The 14,059-nt window shown below is 74.3% G+C and carries 15 protein-coding genes; 6 read left to right on the top strand and 9 right to left on the bottom strand.

The window, feature by feature from the left end; translation table 11 throughout:
* The first annotated feature begins 61 nt into the window (after positions 1-61).
* The 5 genes from ACIBQZ_RS29620 to ACIBQZ_RS29600 all read left to right on the top strand — a co-directional run bounded on the left by ACIBQZ_RS29620 (position 62) and on the right by ACIBQZ_RS29600 (position 6,099).
* A complete protein-coding gene (locus ACIBQZ_RS29620) occupies positions 62-1,756 on the top strand; it encodes a dynamin family protein (protein ID WP_396092092.1) in 1,695 nt (564 codons plus the stop codon).
* Positions 1,753-3,588, top strand: a complete 1,836-nt coding sequence (locus tag ACIBQZ_RS29615; protein WP_396092091.1) for a dynamin family protein — start codon at positions 1,753-1,755, stop codon at positions 3,586-3,588. The genes ACIBQZ_RS29620 and ACIBQZ_RS29615 overlap by 4 nt, the downstream gene beginning before the upstream one ends.
* Positions 3,589-3,631: 43 nt before the next feature.
* Positions 3,632-4,258: a hypothetical protein gene (locus ACIBQZ_RS29610; RefSeq protein ID WP_396092090.1), complete on the top strand. Its 627-nt coding sequence runs from the start codon at positions 3,632-3,634 to the stop codon at positions 4,256-4,258.
* 87 nt (positions 4,259-4,345) lie between these two features.
* Positions 4,346-5,719, top strand: a complete 1,374-nt coding sequence (locus ACIBQZ_RS29605) for an MFS transporter (RefSeq protein ID WP_396092089.1) — start codon at positions 4,346-4,348, stop codon at positions 5,717-5,719.
* A 17-nt stretch (positions 5,720-5,736) separates the two neighbouring features.
* A complete protein-coding gene (locus tag ACIBQZ_RS29600; RefSeq protein ID WP_396092088.1) occupies positions 5,737-6,099 on the top strand; it encodes a GntR family transcriptional regulator in 363 nt (120 codons plus the stop codon).
* A 63-nt stretch (positions 6,100-6,162) separates the two neighbouring features.
* On the opposite strand, the gene ACIBQZ_RS29595 is transcribed toward ACIBQZ_RS29600, so the two are convergent.
* The 8 genes from ACIBQZ_RS29595 to ACIBQZ_RS29560 all read right to left on the bottom strand — a co-directional run bounded on the left by ACIBQZ_RS29595 (position 6,163) and on the right by ACIBQZ_RS29560 (position 12,762).
* On the bottom strand, positions 6,163-6,366 hold the full coding sequence (locus ACIBQZ_RS29595) for a ferredoxin (RefSeq protein ID WP_396092087.1): 204 nt from the start codon (positions 6,364-6,366) through the stop codon (positions 6,163-6,165).
* On the bottom strand, positions 6,363-7,571 hold the full coding sequence (locus tag ACIBQZ_RS29590) for a cytochrome P450 (RefSeq protein ID WP_396092086.1): 1,209 nt from the start codon (positions 7,569-7,571) through the stop codon (positions 6,363-6,365). Before ACIBQZ_RS29590 ends, ACIBQZ_RS29595 begins: the two co-directional genes overlap by 4 nt.
* A gap of 85 nt (positions 7,572-7,656) precedes the next feature.
* A complete protein-coding gene (locus ACIBQZ_RS29585; RefSeq protein WP_396092085.1) occupies positions 7,657-8,082 on the bottom strand; it encodes a DUF3626 domain-containing protein in 426 nt (141 codons plus the stop codon).
* Positions 8,036-8,239: a hypothetical protein gene (locus tag ACIBQZ_RS29580; RefSeq protein ID WP_396092084.1), complete on the bottom strand. Its 204-nt coding sequence runs from the start codon at positions 8,237-8,239 to the stop codon at positions 8,036-8,038. The genes ACIBQZ_RS29585 and ACIBQZ_RS29580 overlap by 47 nt, the downstream gene beginning before the upstream one ends.
* A complete protein-coding gene (locus ACIBQZ_RS29575; protein WP_396092083.1) occupies positions 8,236-9,081 on the bottom strand; it encodes an undecaprenyl-diphosphate phosphatase in 846 nt (281 codons plus the stop codon). Before ACIBQZ_RS29575 ends, ACIBQZ_RS29580 begins: the two co-directional genes overlap by 4 nt.
* 55 nt (positions 9,082-9,136) lie before the next feature.
* On the bottom strand, positions 9,137-10,108 hold the full coding sequence (locus ACIBQZ_RS29570) for a tyrosine-type recombinase/integrase (RefSeq protein ID WP_396092082.1): 972 nt from the start codon (positions 10,106-10,108) through the stop codon (positions 9,137-9,139).
* Positions 10,109-10,121: 13 nt separating this feature from the next.
* Positions 10,122-11,714 (bottom strand): ABC-F family ATP-binding cassette domain-containing protein, encoded by a 1,593-nt coding sequence (locus tag ACIBQZ_RS29565; RefSeq protein ID WP_396092081.1) that lies wholly within the window; start codon positions 11,712-11,714, stop codon positions 10,122-10,124.
* Positions 11,715-11,898: 184 nt separating this feature from the next.
* Positions 11,899-12,762, bottom strand: a complete 864-nt coding sequence (locus tag ACIBQZ_RS29560; RefSeq protein ID WP_396092080.1) for a sigma-70 family RNA polymerase sigma factor — start codon at positions 12,760-12,762, stop codon at positions 11,899-11,901.
* Between the two features lie 318 nt (positions 12,763-13,080).
* On the opposite strand from ACIBQZ_RS29560, the gene ACIBQZ_RS29555 reads away from it, so the two are divergent.
* A complete protein-coding gene (locus tag ACIBQZ_RS29555) occupies positions 13,081-13,605 on the top strand; it encodes a 2'-5' RNA ligase family protein (protein ID WP_396092079.1) in 525 nt (174 codons plus the stop codon).
* A 21-nt stretch (positions 13,606-13,626) separates the two neighbouring features.
* On the opposite strand, the gene ACIBQZ_RS29550 is transcribed toward ACIBQZ_RS29555, so the two are convergent.
* Positions 13,627-14,049 carry a VOC family protein gene (locus tag ACIBQZ_RS29550; protein WP_396092078.1) on the bottom strand — a complete coding sequence of 141 codons (423 nt, stop codon included), beginning with the start codon at positions 14,047-14,049 and terminating at the stop codon, positions 13,627-13,629.
* Positions 14,050-14,059 lie beyond the last annotated feature (10 nt).

Here is a 14,059-nt window from a genome sequence, read left to right as displayed (position 1 = left end):
TGTCTTCGACGCCGGCCGCGGTCAGCACATTCTCCCTGACGGTGTGCTCGGCTGACGAGTCATGACCGTCGGACCCCTCTGCGCCCGGGTGGCCGCGCTGTGTGACGAAATCGTCGCGCAGGTCGGCCCGGAGGCCGGTGGCCAGGCAATTCAGGTACGCGAACGGCTCTCGGAGCCGCTGCGCGTGGCGATCGCCGGGCGGCTGAAAGCCGGAAAGTCGACACTCGTCAACGCGCTGATCGGCCGCCGGGTGGCGCCCACCGCGGTCGGCGAGTGCACCCGGGTGGTCACCCGCTTCCGGTACGGGCCCGCCGACCGGGTCGATGTGGTGCTGCGCGACGGCACCCGGTCGAGTCTGCCGCTGGGCGACGACGGCATGATTCCGCGGCGTCTCGGGGTGCCGCCGGCCCGGGTCGCCTATGTGGACGTTTCGCTGACCAGCGACAAACTGCGCGAGCTGACCGTGGTCGACACCCCCGGGCTGGCGTCGACCGACACCCGGGTCAGCGCCCGCGCGGCGGCCGAGATCGGCGAGAGCACGGCGCCGTTCGACGCCGACATCGACGCCGACTCCGCCTCCGAGGTCGCCGCGGCCGAGGCGGTCGTCTACGTGTTCACCCAGGCGGTCCGCGCCGACGACGTGCAGGCCCTGGAGGCGTTCCGGACGGCGTCGGCCCGGCTGGCGAGCAGCCCGATCAACGCGCTGGGGGTGTTCGGCAAGGTCGACACCCTGGTCGGCGGGGCCGGGGACCCGTGGCCGGTGGCCGGCCCGCTCGCCGAGCAGCAGGCGCTGCTGCTGGCCCGTACCGTCTCCGAGGTGGTGCCGGTGGTCGGCCTGCTGGCCGAGACCGGCGAGGCCGGGCGGCTGACGGCCGCCGACTGCGCCACCCTCAAGGAGCTGTCCGTGCTGCCCGCCGCCGAGCTGCGGGTGCTGCTGGCCTCGGTCGACCTGTTCCGCACCCGCCCGGCCCCGGTCAGCGTGCTGCGGCGCGAGCGGCTGCTGGGCCTGCTCGACCTGTACGGCATCGGCTTCGCCCTGGCCGAGCTGGCCGCGGACCCGCAGCTGGGCACCGGCGAGCTGGTCCGCCGGCTGGTCCGGGCGTCGGGCTTCCCGCGGCTGCGCGACACCCTGGAGCAGACGCTGCGCTGGCGGGCCGACGCCATCAAGGCCGGCTGGGCGCTGTCGCGGCTGGAACGCGTCGCCGGGCACACCAGCGACCGCCGCGACCGCGAGGCCCTGCGCGACGCCATCGAACGGCTGCTGCGCGAGCCCGCCTACCACCGGCTGCGGCTGCTGGAGGTCGCCCAGCGCGTCACGACCGGGGCGGTGCCGCTGCCGGTGGCCTGGGAGCAGGAGCTGGTGCGGCTGGCGACCTCCGACGACGCCCGGTGGATCCTGCGGCTGCCGCAGGCGCAGGGCCCGGAGCTGGCGGCGGCCGCGGTGGAGGCGGCGAACCGATGGCGGGTGTACGCGGTCGCCGGCGCGGGGCCGGCGCAGTCGCGGGTGGCGCAGGTCGCGCACCGCGGGTTCCACCTGCTGGCCCAGGCGGTCCGTGAGCAGACCGTTACCCCGGAGCAGACCGACCGGACCCAGACCCTGCAGAGCCGGCCGGCGCAGGGCGAGGCGGTGCAGGGCCCGGCCGGACCAGGCCAGGCGGGACCTGTCACGAGCCAGACGCGATCCGCTCAGGCCGGGCCGTCCGCGGGCGGCGCGTCTTCGGGGCCGCTTGCGGGTGGGGCGGGGTGGTCGCGGTGAGTCTGGCCAAGGATCTTGATCTGGCCGTCCGGGACGCGCTGGCCGCCGTGCGCGCCGCCGACGCCGATGCCGGCGCCGAGCTGGCCGAGTTGCGGCGGGGGCAGCTCACCCGGCCCTCGGTGGTGCTCGTCGGTGAGACCAAGCGGGGCAAGAGTTCACTGCTCAACGCGCTGCTCGGGGTGCCCGGGCTGTCGCCGGTGGATGCCGCCGTGGCCACCGCCACCTACCTGCACTTCTCCCCCGGGCCGGTGGCCGCCACCGCCTACGTGCCCGGCGCGCCCGAGCCGGTCGAGATCGACCCGGCGCAGCTGAGCGCCTGGGCCACCGGCCGGGACGTGCCCGGCGGTGGGCGGGCCCCGCGCCGTATCGAGGTCAGCCATCCCGCGCCGCTGCTGCAGTACGTGTCCCTGCTGGACACCCCCGGCGTCGGTGGGCTGGACCCGGCGCACACCACCGTCGCGCTCGACGCGGTCGAGCGGGCCACCGCGCTGCTGTTCGTCGCCGACGCCTCCGCGCCGCTGTCGCAGCCCGAGCTGGATTTCCTGGTCGCCGCCAGCGCGCGGGTCGACGCCGTGGTGTTCGCGCTGACCAAGGTCGACGCGTTTGCGGGGTGGCGGCGCATCGCCGACGACAACCGGGCGCTGTTGCGGGCGCGGGCGCCGCGGTTCGCCGACGCCCCCTGGTTCCCGGTCTCCGCGCGGCTGGCCGAGCTGGCCCGTACGCTGCCCGCCGGGGAGCAGGCGGCGCTGGTGGACGCCTCCCGGATCGCCGAGCTGCAGCACGCGCTGGTGGAGCTGGCCGGGCGCGGGCACCAGCTGCAGCTGGCCAACGTGCTGCGGGCCACGCGCGGGGAACTGGCCCGGCTGGAGGCCGCCGCGGTGGCCCGGGTGCAGGCCAGCGAGGCCGATCCGGTGCAGGTCGCCCGGGTGCGCGCGCAGCGCTCGGCGCTGGCCGCCCGCAAACGCACCGAGTCGCGGCAGTGGACGTTGCTGCTGAGCACCGAGACGCAGCGGGCCCGGGTGGAGGTCGTCGGGCTGCTGCGGACCCGGATCACCGCCGTGCAGCAGGATTTCGGCGCCCGCATCGACGCCGCCCGGGGCGCCGCCCTGGACGCCCTGCCCGATCAGCTCGACGCCGAGCTGCAGGCGGTCGCGGTGCGGCTGTCCGACGATCTGCAGGCGACGTTCCGGCAGGTCGGTGAGCGGATCCTGGCGCAGGTCTTCGACGCCGACGAGCTCGCCGCGGTGCTGGACCGGCTCAACGCCACGCTGCGGCACGCGCTGGCCGGCAGCCCGCCGCGCGACGGTGCCGGCGACAACCTGATGGTCGCGTTGTCGGCCGGCGGGATCGCCTTCATGGCCGGGCGGGGCGCGATGTTCGGCGCGTCGGTGCTCGGGGTCGGCGGGGCCGTCGCCGGCGGGCTGCTGATCCCGGTCGCCGGGCTCGGCCTGGGGCTGGCCGCCGGCGGGTACGTGCTCTACCGGCGCCGGGTGCAGAGCGACCGGCAGCAGGCCCGGACGTGGCTGCGCGACGTGCTCGGCGAGGCCCGCGCGGCGCTGTCGGACGAGATCTCGTACCGGTTCACCGACCTGCAGTACGCGCTCAGCGTGGCCGTCGACGACGCGGTCGAGCGGCGGCTGCGCGAGCTCGACGCGCACATCGCCGACATCGACGCGGCCGCGGCCGAGGACGCCGCCGGCCGGGCCAGACGGCGCGCCCAGGCGACCGCGGACCTGCACGCGGTCCGCGCCCAGATCAGGCAGGTCGACGAGGTGCTCACCCTGGCGCGGGCGCTGACGCCCGCGCCCGCCAACGACCAGGAGACGGCATGAACGAGCTGGGACCATCGGTGACGGCGGCGACGGAGGTGATGGCATGAGCGACGAGCACGGCTGGCCGGACTTCTCGCACGCCGACGGCCACGACGAGCACGCCGGGCCCGACGCCGGCGCCCATGACGAGCCGCTGGACAGCCCGGACAGCCCGTTCCACGACGGCCTGTTCGACGACCACGGCGCGGAGGCCGACCTCGACACCGACCTGGAGGTCGACGCCGACCTCGGCACCGGGCACGACCTGGACGCCGCGGAGTCGGCCTGGGACGACCAGTACGAGCCGGGCACCGGCCACGACGACGAGGCCGGGCACACCGTGGTCGACGTGACCGACGGGCACGGCATGGGCCCGGTCGGCGCCGACCCGGACGCGGCGCCGGACGCCGACCAGGTCAGCCTCTTCCCGCCGGTGGTCGACGTCGGGCCGCTGCCCGAGCCGGTCGACGGCTTCCCGTGGATCGACACCGGCAGCCTCGGGCTCTACCACGCCGGGCTGCTCGAGCCGCCGGCCGGCGAGCCGGTCGACGCGCAGCCGGTGCCGGCCGAGGACCTGGCCGCCTACGCCGCCGAGGACCTGCCGCCGGGTGTCGACCCGTGGGCGGCGCTGGCCGACTCCGAGGACCCGGCCACCAGCGCCCTGGCCAAGTGGTGGCAGCCGGGCGGGTAACCCTTGCGAGGTGGCCGTATCCGGTGCGGGCCCCGAGGTGGCATCATCAGCGCGCCATCGCTGCGACCCCCCGCCTGGAGCCACCCCATGACCGCCGCCACCGCCACCGCCCCGGTGAGCAACCGTCGTGAACGTACCGGCTGGTACTTCTACGACTGGGCGAATTCCGCCTTCTCCACCACCGTCATCACGGTCTTCCTCGGCCCGTTCCTGACCACCGTCACCGAGCAGGCCGCCGGCTGCGCGCTCGGCGCCGACGAGTGCGACGGGCGGGTGCATCCGTTCGGCCTGAGCATCGCGGCCGGTTCCTACTTCCCGTACCTGGTGTCGCTGTCGGTGCTGCTGACCGTGTTCGTGCTGCCGGTGATGGGCGCCGTCGCCGACCGGGCCGAGCGCAAGAAGCCGCTGCTGGCCGCCGCGGCGTTCCTGGGCGCCGGGGCGACGGTCGCGATGGCGTTCGTGACCGGCGAGCGGTACCTGCTGGGCGGGCTGCTGTTCGTCGTGGCCAACATCGCCTTCGGCGCGTCGGTGGTGGTCTACAACTCGTTCCTGCCGCGGCTGGCCGGGCCCGACGAACGCGACAAGGTGTCCAGCCGCGGCTGGGCGCTGGGTTATCTCGGCGGCGGGGTGCTGCTGCTGCTGAACCTGGTGGTGGTCACCTGGCTCAGCGTCGACGGTGACGACCAGCGCACCCTGGACCTGGCGCGCTGGTGCATCGTGTCGGCCGGTGTCTGGTGGGGGGTGTTCACCCTGGTGCCGTTGCGCTGGCTGCGTGAGCACCCCGGCGCCGAGGCGGGCGCGGCGCGCGGCAACGTGCTCACCGACGGGTTCCGCCAGCTCGGGCAGACCATCCGCAGCCTGCGGGCGTACCCGCTGACGTTGTTCTTCCTGGTCGCGTACCTGATCTACAACGACGGCATCCAGACGGTGATCTCGCTGGCCAGCCAGTTCGGCACCGAGGAGCTGCACCTGGAGCAGAGCGCGCTGATCATCACGATCCTGATCGTGCAGTTCCTGGCGTTCGGCGGCGCGCTGCTGCTGGGCGGGCTGGCCACCCGCATCGGCGCCCGCAAGACGGTGCTGATCGCCCTGGTCGGCTGGCTCGGGGTGGTGCTGGCGGCGTTCTGGCTGCCGGAGGGCGAGCCGGTGCCGTTCATGCTGCTGGGGGTCGCCATCGGCCTGGTCATGGGTGGCAGCCAGGCGCTGAGCCGCTCGCTGTTCAGCCAGCTGATCCCGGACGGCCGCGAGGGCGAGTACTACGGTTTCTACGAGATCAGCGACAAGGGCACCAGCTGGCTGGGGCCGCTGGCGTTCGGGCTGGTGTTCCAGCTGACCAACAGTTACCGGATCGGGCTCGTGTCGCTGGTGGTGTTCTTCATCGTCGGTGGCATCCTGCTGGCGATGGTGCCGATGCGCCGGGCCATCGTCGCGGCCGGCAACACCCCGCCGCGGCTGCTCTGAGCCGCCCGGGGGCCCCGATGGACATCGTGATCGACGCGGACTCGGCGGTCCCGCCGTACGAGCAGGTGCGGCTGCGGATCGCCGAGCTGGCCGCCGGCGGGGTGCTGGCGGCCGGCGCGAAGCTGCCGCCGGTGCGGCAGCTCGCCGGCGAGCTGGGCCTGGCCGCGAACACCGTGGCCCGGGCCTACCGGGAGCTGGAACAGGCCGGGCTGGTCGAGACCCGGGGCCGGGCCGGCACGGTGGTCACCGCGCGGGCGGCCCGGACCCCGGCCGCGGCCCAGCAGGCCGCCCAGCGCTACGCCGAGCAGGTCCGCGCGCTCGGCATCACCCCGCAGGCCGCGCTGGACCTGGCCCGCGCCGCCCTGAACCTGCCCGGCTGACCCGCCCGGCCGGCACCGCGGGAGGCGACGCCGCCGGCCGGCGCCTCACCGGCGGCCGCCGGCTCACCGCGGGGTGGTGCTGATCGCGCCGGCCGGGCACCGCTCGACCGCCCGCGCCACCAGCTCGGCCGACTCCGCCGGCGGGTCCGCGTCGAGCAGCACCACCAGGCCCTCGTCCTCGTCCTGGTCGAAGACCGCCGGCAGGGTCAGCACGCAGTTGCCGGCGCCGATGCACCGGTCCCGGTCCGCCACGACGTGCGGGCTCACCAGGTCACCGGCAGTTCGGCCAGGCCGTACACGATGGAGCTGTCCCGGGTCGCCGGCTTGGCCGGGTCCGCGGCCAGGGCCAGCCCGGGCAGGCGCCGGGCCAGCCGGGCCAGCGCGACCCGCAGCTCGGCGCGGGCCAGCGGCTGGCCGATGCACTGGTGCACGCCGAAGCCGAACGCCAGGTGCTGATGGGCCTGCCGGTACGGGTCGAAACCCGCCCCGCCGGCGAACACCTCGTCGTCGCGGTTGGCCAGCGACAGCAGCGCGATGGCCGGTTCACCGGCCCGGATCGGATGCCCGCCGATCTCCACGTCGCGGGTGGCCAGCCGGGGCAGCCCGGTCCGCACGATGGTCAGGTAGCGCAGCAGCTCCTCGACCAGGCCGTCGGCGAGGTCCTCGTCGGCGCGCAGCGCGGCCAGGTGCCCGGGGTGCTGCAGCAGCAACAGCACGCTCAGGCCGATCATGTTGGCGGTGGTCTCGTGCCCGGCGATCAGCAGCAGCAGGGCCATCCCGACCAGTTCGTCGGCCTCCAGCTCGCCGGTGGCGACCCGTTCGGTGGTCAACCGGCTGATCAGGTCGTCGCCGGGGCGGGCCCGCCGGGTCTCGACCAGCTCGCCCAGGTAGGCGCGCAGCTCGGTGGCCGCGGCACGCACCTGCGGCGGCGGGGCGTCGCGGTCGAGCAGGATCCCGCTGCGGACCTGGAAGAACTCGTGGTCGGCGTACGGCACGCCGAGCAGGTGGCAGATGACCAGCGACGGCACCGGCAGCGCGAACCCGGCGACCAGGTCGGCGGGCGGCCCGGCGGCCTGCAGGGCGTCCAGCGCGCCGTCGACCACGTCGTCGATCAGCGGCGCGATCCGGGCGATGTTGCGGATCATGAACTCGGCGGTCAGCATCCGCCGCAGCCGCAGATGGGCCTGGCCATCCATCCGGATGAAGCTGCCGCGGCGGTTCTGCGGGCTGCTCGGGGACATCTTGCGCAGCACCGGGAAGCCGGGGGCGTCCAGGTCGGCGCTGAACGCGTCCGAGCGCAGCATCTCCTTGACGTCGGCGTGCCGGGTGACCAGCCAGGTCCAGCCGCCGGTGGGCAGCCGCACCGCGGTCACCGGCCCGTCGAGGCGGGCCCGGTCGGCGGCGGTGACCGGGGTGAACGGGTCGTCGTCGGGGCTGCGGAACGGGAACAGCGGCAGGTCTTCGGTGCGCACAGGCGCCCCCTCGGTCGCGTAGCGTGCTGCTTTCAACGCGCTACGTTAACGCCCGGGGCGGTAGAGAACAACAACCGTCGATGCGTCAGGGCTGTCGGGGCCGGCCGCGCAGCACCAGGATGTGCCACAGGTACTTGAGCAGCTGCCGGGTGCCGGCGTCCGCGGTGCGGGCGGCGTGCCCGAGCACGGCGGCGTCGACCGGCTCCGGGCCCAGCCGGCGGGCCAGGGCGGCCGCCTCGGGCCCGCGCAGCTCGGCGGGGAACGCCTCGGCCGCCAGCACAAAACCGGGGTGGTACAGCAGCGGGGCGATCGCCGCCAGCTGCGCGGCGGTGGGCGTACCGGCGAAGCAGGGGTCGGCGACCAGGCCCAGCGCCGATCCGGTACGCGCCACCTGCGCCAGCAGCGCCGCCCAGATCCCGCCGAAGCTGTCCGCGGTGCCGACCACGGCCGGCTCGGTCACGCTGTCACCGTGGCTGAACGTGGCCCGCCGGTTCGCCCCGGCCCGCAGCACCAAACAGCAGCTGCCGAACCGCGGCGACGCTGCGCCCGTCGGCCAGCAGCCGGTCCGGGTGGAAGCTGACGGTGATCCGGGCCCGCGGCACCGGCAGTTCGCCGGCGGCGCCGAGCCCGCGCACGTGCGCGAGGGCCCGGGCCGCCGGCTCGCTCACTTCGGCTCGATGACGTTGGTGGCCAGCAGCACCAGCAGCACCGAGCCCAGCACCAGCCGGTAGCCGATGAACACGCTGTAGGAGTGCCGGGCGATGAACTTCAGCAGCCACGACACCGCGAACCAGCCGACCACGAAGCTGACCAGGGTCGCCACGATCGTGGGCAGCCAGCCGACCCCGCCGTTGTCGGCGGAGATGCCGTCGTACTCGGTGACCGTCTGCAGCACGCTGGCCGCCAGCAGCGCCGGGATGCTCAGGAAGAACGACAGCTTGGTCACCGTCACCCGGTCGAGGTCACGCAGCAGGCCCGCGGACATCGTCGCACCCGAACGGGACACGCCGGGGATCAGCGACAGGCACTGCACCACCCCGATGATCAGCGTGTCCTTCCAGGTCACGTCCTCCTCGTGGCGCACCTGGGTGGCGGCGTGGTCGGCGAAGGCCATCACCGCGCTCCACAGGATCAGCGCACCGGCGACGAACCACAGGCTGCGCAGCGTGGACTCGATCGTGTCCTGGAACAGCAGCCCGACGATGCCGATCGGGATCGAGCCCAGGATGACCGCCCAGCCGAAGCGGTAGTCGGCGTGCCCGCGGTGCTCACGGTCCCGCACGCCGCGCAGCCAGCCGGTGACGATCCGGATGAGGTCCTTCCGCAGGAAGATCACCGTGGCGATGACCGCGCCGGACTGGATGATCGCGGTGAAGGCGGTGATGTCCGGGGCGTCGATCTGATAGCCGAGCAGCTTCTCCAGGATGGTCAGGTGTCCCGTGCTGGAGATGGGCAGGAACTCGGTGAAGCCCTCCACCGCACCCAGCAGAACCGCTTCGAAGATGTTCAACCCGACCTCGTCCCTTGATCCGTTACCCGACCGCCGGTCGAGGATAGGGGGTCGGTCAACCGCCGCTGCGCCTGACCCGCGCGGCGGCGATCGTGTACGCGGGGTCGCGGTCCAGGTTGTGCCGGTCCCGGTCGTAGCGGCGGGTGGTCCGCGGGTCGGCGTGGCCCATCGCGTCCTGCACGTCCTCCAGCGGCACCCCCTCGGCCCGGGCGGTGGTGGCGAACGCGTGCCGCAACGAGTGCGGCGACAGCCGCGCCCAGCCCGCGATGCCGGCGTCACGGGCCAGCCGGCGCACCAGCCGGAACATCGCATGCCGGTCGATCCGGGCGCCGGTCGCCGAGACCAGCAGCGGCCCGTCGAGCCGGTCGGCGGTGGTGCCCTCAGCCGCCGCACGATGCTCCAGGTACGCGTCCAGGGCCGCAGCCGCGTACGGCGTCAGCGCCCGCCGGCGCGGCTTGCCGCCCTTGCCGACGAACCGCACGCTGCGGTGCCCCCGCTCGGTCCCCACGTCGGCGACGTCCAGGCCGACCAGCTCACCGACCCGCAGCCCCAGGTCGGCCAGCAACGCCAGCGCCGCCCGGTGCCGCACCGCCGCCGGGCCGGTCTCCGCCTGCACCGCCGCCAGCAGCGCGTCGACCTCCTCCGGCGACAACCCCACCGTGGCGGAGTGGTCCCGCGCCACCGGCGGGCGGTCCGCGCCACCGACCGGGTTCGCCGCCACCGCGCGCAGCTTGACCAGGAAGTCGTACCAGCTGGACAACCCGGACAGCTTGCGCGCCACGGTGGCCGGCGCCAGCGACCGGGCCTCCAGCCCGCGGGCGTACGCGTTGACGTCCAAGAACGACGCCCCCAGCGGCTCCACCTCCCGCTGGGCGCACCAGGCCAGCCAGGCCGCGACGTCGCGCCGGTACGCGTCGCGGGTGTGCACGGACAGCCGCCGGTTGGCCAGCCACGCCTCGGTGACCTGCTCGGCGCTGCCACCGACGGCGAGCGCGCCACCGGGCTGCCGGGGGATCAGCGTGGACATGCACCCCATCGTGTCAGCTCCGGCACACCCGGCCGTCCGCGACATGCCAGGTGCGGTCATGGCCGACCGCGGCGGCGAAGTACCGGTCGTGGGTGACCGTCACCAGCGTCCCCCGGAACGCGCGCAGCGCCTGCTCGACGACCTCCAACGCGTCGAAGTCGAGGAAGTTGGTCGGCTCGTCGAGCAGCAGGATCCGCGCCGGGCTGTTGACCATCACGGCCAGCAGCAGCCGGCGCAGCTCCCCCGCGGACAGGCTGCGCAGCGTCGCGTCCCACTGGTCCGGCCCGAACTGGTGCCCGGCCAGCAGCCGTTCGGCGTCCTCGGCGTAGACCGGCACCCGGGAGCGGAAGAAGTCCACCACCGTGGTCGCGTCGCGCAGCCCGTCGGAGGTCTGCGGCAGCACCGCCACCTGCGGCCCGCCACGCTCGGCCAGCGCCCGCAGCAGCGTGGTCTTGCCGGCGCCGTTCCGCCCGGTGATCAGCACCCGGTCCCCGCGCCGCAGATCAAGATCAACCCCGTCGAGCACCGTACGGTCACCGAGCTTGACCGTCAGGTCGCGCACGGCCAGCACGACCTCGCCCGCGGCCGCGGTGTCGGCCGGGAAGGCCAGGGTCAGCGGCGGGCGGGTCCGCGGCTCGGCGACCCACCGGGCGGACTCCATCTGCCGGCGCAGCCGCCGCTCCCGGACCTTGGCCTTCTTCGCGACCTTCTTGGCGATCCGGCGCAGGTGCGGCGCCTCGATGCCGGAGCGCACCGTCGTCTCGACCGAGCGGGCCTGCCGCTTGATCAGCTCGATGTCCTGCTCCCAGCGGATCCGGTCCTTCTCCTGCGCCTCGTAGTCCAGCAGCAGCCGCTGCCACCGGCGGGTCTTCTCGGCCCGGTAGACGGTGAAACCGCCGCCGGGATAGTCCTGCGGCTCGTCGTGGATGCCGTCGAGCTCGACGATCCGGGTGACGGTGGCGTCCAGGAACGCCCGGTCGTGACTGACCGCCAGCACCCCGCCGGGGAAGTCGGCCAGCCAGCCGGCCAGCCACGCCGCACCCTCGGCGTCCAGGTGGTTGGTGGGCTCGTCGAGCAGCAGCAGCCCGGGAGCCGTCAGCAGGGCCCGGGCCAGCAGCAGCCGGGCCTGCTCACCACCGCTGACCTCGCCCAGCGCCAGGCCGTCGGGCAGGTGGTCGATGTCCAGGCGCTGGCGGATCTCGGTGAGCCGGGTCTGCCCGGTCCAGCCCTCCAGGGCGGTCCAGCGTTCCTGCACCCGGCCGTACTCGGCGAGCACGTCGGCACCGCGCTCGAGCGCCGACTCCAGCTCCCGCAGCCGGCCGGTGACCCCCGCCAGCTCGCCCAGCCCGCCGGTGAGGAACTCCCCCACGGTGCCGTGCGGGTCGGGGACCTGCTGCGGCACGTGACCGACCCGGGCGCCGGGGGCCCGGGACACGGTGCCGGAGGTGGGCGCGAGCTCGCCGGCCAGCACCCGCAGCAGCGAGGACTTGCCGGCCCCGTTCGGGCCGACCACGCCGACCCGGTCGCCGGGGTTCAGGATCAGATCAAGACCGGAAAAGAGCAGATCACCGTCGTGGGCGACGCTCAGCGCGGCAGCTTTCAGCAAGGAAGTCCTCCGGGACCGAAACCGACAGGGGTACGGCGACCCGCACGCCCCCGGTCAACGGCGGCGCGTCCACGGGTCAGGTCGGTATCACACGGAGAAGTCGGCTCCTCGATCTCGGCGACAGGTGCCGCGACCACTGTGCCGCGGTCCACGGTCGCCCGCAACCGGAATACCCCACGCTACGTCAGGCGGCGTACGCCACCGCGGTCTGCTGACCCTGCACGTCGGTCACGGCCAGCCGCGAGGCCATCGTGCTGCGCGCCGCGATCTGCGCCGCGTACGCCGCCCGGCGCCGCGCCACACACCCGTCACCCTTGGCCGCGCCGTTGTCCTGCTGCTCCATGTGCGTACCCAGCCCGTCCCTGAGCAGCGCCAACGCCTCGGTGCGCAGCTGCGAGACCCGCGACTCGGTGACACCCAGCTCCCCGGCGACCTCCGCCAGCGGCCGCTCCTGCAGGAACGACGCCTCGACCACGAACCGCAGCCGCTCCGGCAGCACCGCCACCGCGTCGTGCAGGTAACCCATCCGCTCGCGGTGCAGCAGCGTCTCCTCCGGGTTCATCGAGTCCTCGGTGACCATGTCCTCGGCCGCGCCGGCGGTGAAACCCTGCAGCGACAGCACCGCCGCACGCTGCACGTCGTCATCGACGTGGGCCAGCTCACTGACCCCGACCCCGAGCAGCTCGGCCAGCTCCGCCGGGCTCGGCATGCGGCCCAGCCGCGCAGTCAGCTCCTGGCGCGCCACGTCGGCCCGCCGGGCCCGGGCCCGCACCGAACGGCTCGCCCAGTCCATGCTGCGCAGCTCGTCCAGCAGCGCGCCCCGGACCCGGACGGCGGCGAACCGGCCGAACGGGATGCCCCGGCCGGTGTCGAACGCCCGCGCGGCGGTGACCAGCGCCGCGTACCCGGCCGAGGCCAGGTCGTCACGGTGCACGTGGGCGGGAACCTTGAACAACATCTCCCGGACCAGGTGACCCACCAGCGGCATGTTCTGACGGATCAAGAGCTCCAGCTCGCGGCTGACGGTCTGCGTCTTCGCTGCGGACATCGTGTGTTCCCCCTCGTATGTGTCGCCCGGTTCGGCTCACCGGCTGACAAGAGGGAACTTTTCGGTGCGCGGGGTGCAGCGAGTGGTCACGTTCGGTTGCCACTCGGTTGCCGTGGAAAAAAGCCTAAGATCGGGACGTCAGCCGCGGTTACGCCAGCAGCCGGCCGTTGCCGACGGCCACCCGGACCACCTGGCCCGGGTCCGCGCCCCGGTCACGCCGATCGCCGACGACAGGTGATCGCGCACTGCGCCGCATCGGCTGCCCCCGGGCGGTCAAGGGGCGGAAAATCGGTGGCGGCGCTGGGTGATGATCGGCCCATGGCCGCGACCCACACCGCCCTGATCGCCGTGATCCCCGCCGCCGAGGCCGCCGTCGGTGACCACCGGGCCGTTCTCGACCGCGCCGCCTCCTGGGGCGTGCCCGCCCACATCACCCTGGTCTTCCCCTTCCTGCCCCCGGAATCGGTCGACCCCGCCGTGCTGGCCGCGCTGCGCGGGATCGCCGCCGCCGAACCCCGCTTCGACCTCACCCTGGACCGCGTCGGCTGGTTCGGCGACACCGTGGTGTGGCTCGCCCCGAACCCCGCCCGGCCCTTCATCACCCTCACCGAGGCCCTGGCCGCACGCTTCCCCCAGGCGCAGCCCTACGCCGGCGCCTTCGACGAGGTGGTCCCCCACCTCACCATCGGCCACGACCACCCCCGCACCGACCTCGCCGCAGCCGCCGCGGCGGTCACCGCGCACCTGCCGATCCGCACCACCGTCACCTCGATCCGCCTGATCGCGGGCGCCCGCGAACCCGGCGACTCCTGGGAAACCGTCGCCGACTTCCCCCTCGGCTGACACCCGCAGCGCCCGCCGCGGTCAACCGGCCACGCAGAACTCGTTGCCCTCCGGATCGGCCATCACCACGTGGTGCGTCCCGGCCACCGTCAGCACCACCGCCCCGGCACCCACCAGCTGCGCCACCTTCGCCTCGACGCGCTCCCACACCTGCCCCGGCGGGCCCTGACCGCCCACCCGCACGTCGATGTGCAGCCTGTTCTTCGCCACCTTCGGCTCCGGCACCTCCAGGAACACCAGCCGCGGGCCGACACCCGCCGGATCGCGCAGCCACGCCCCGTCACCCTCGTCCGGCTCCGGCGGGCCGAACGACGCCGCCCACTCCTCCCGCGACCGGAACGGCGCCGGCGGCGGCTCGTCCTCGTAGCCCAGCGCCACCTTCCAGAACTCCGCGAGCGCCACCGCACCCGCACAGTCGAACGTCAGATCCACCCGTAACGCCATGTCGCCCCCG

Source organism: Actinoplanes sp. NPDC049599 (assembly GCF_044465625.1).
Taxonomy (GTDB): Bacteria; Actinomycetota; Actinomycetes; order Mycobacteriales; family Micromonosporaceae; genus Actinoplanes.
This window is presented reverse-complemented; position numbering and strand designations above follow the sequence as displayed.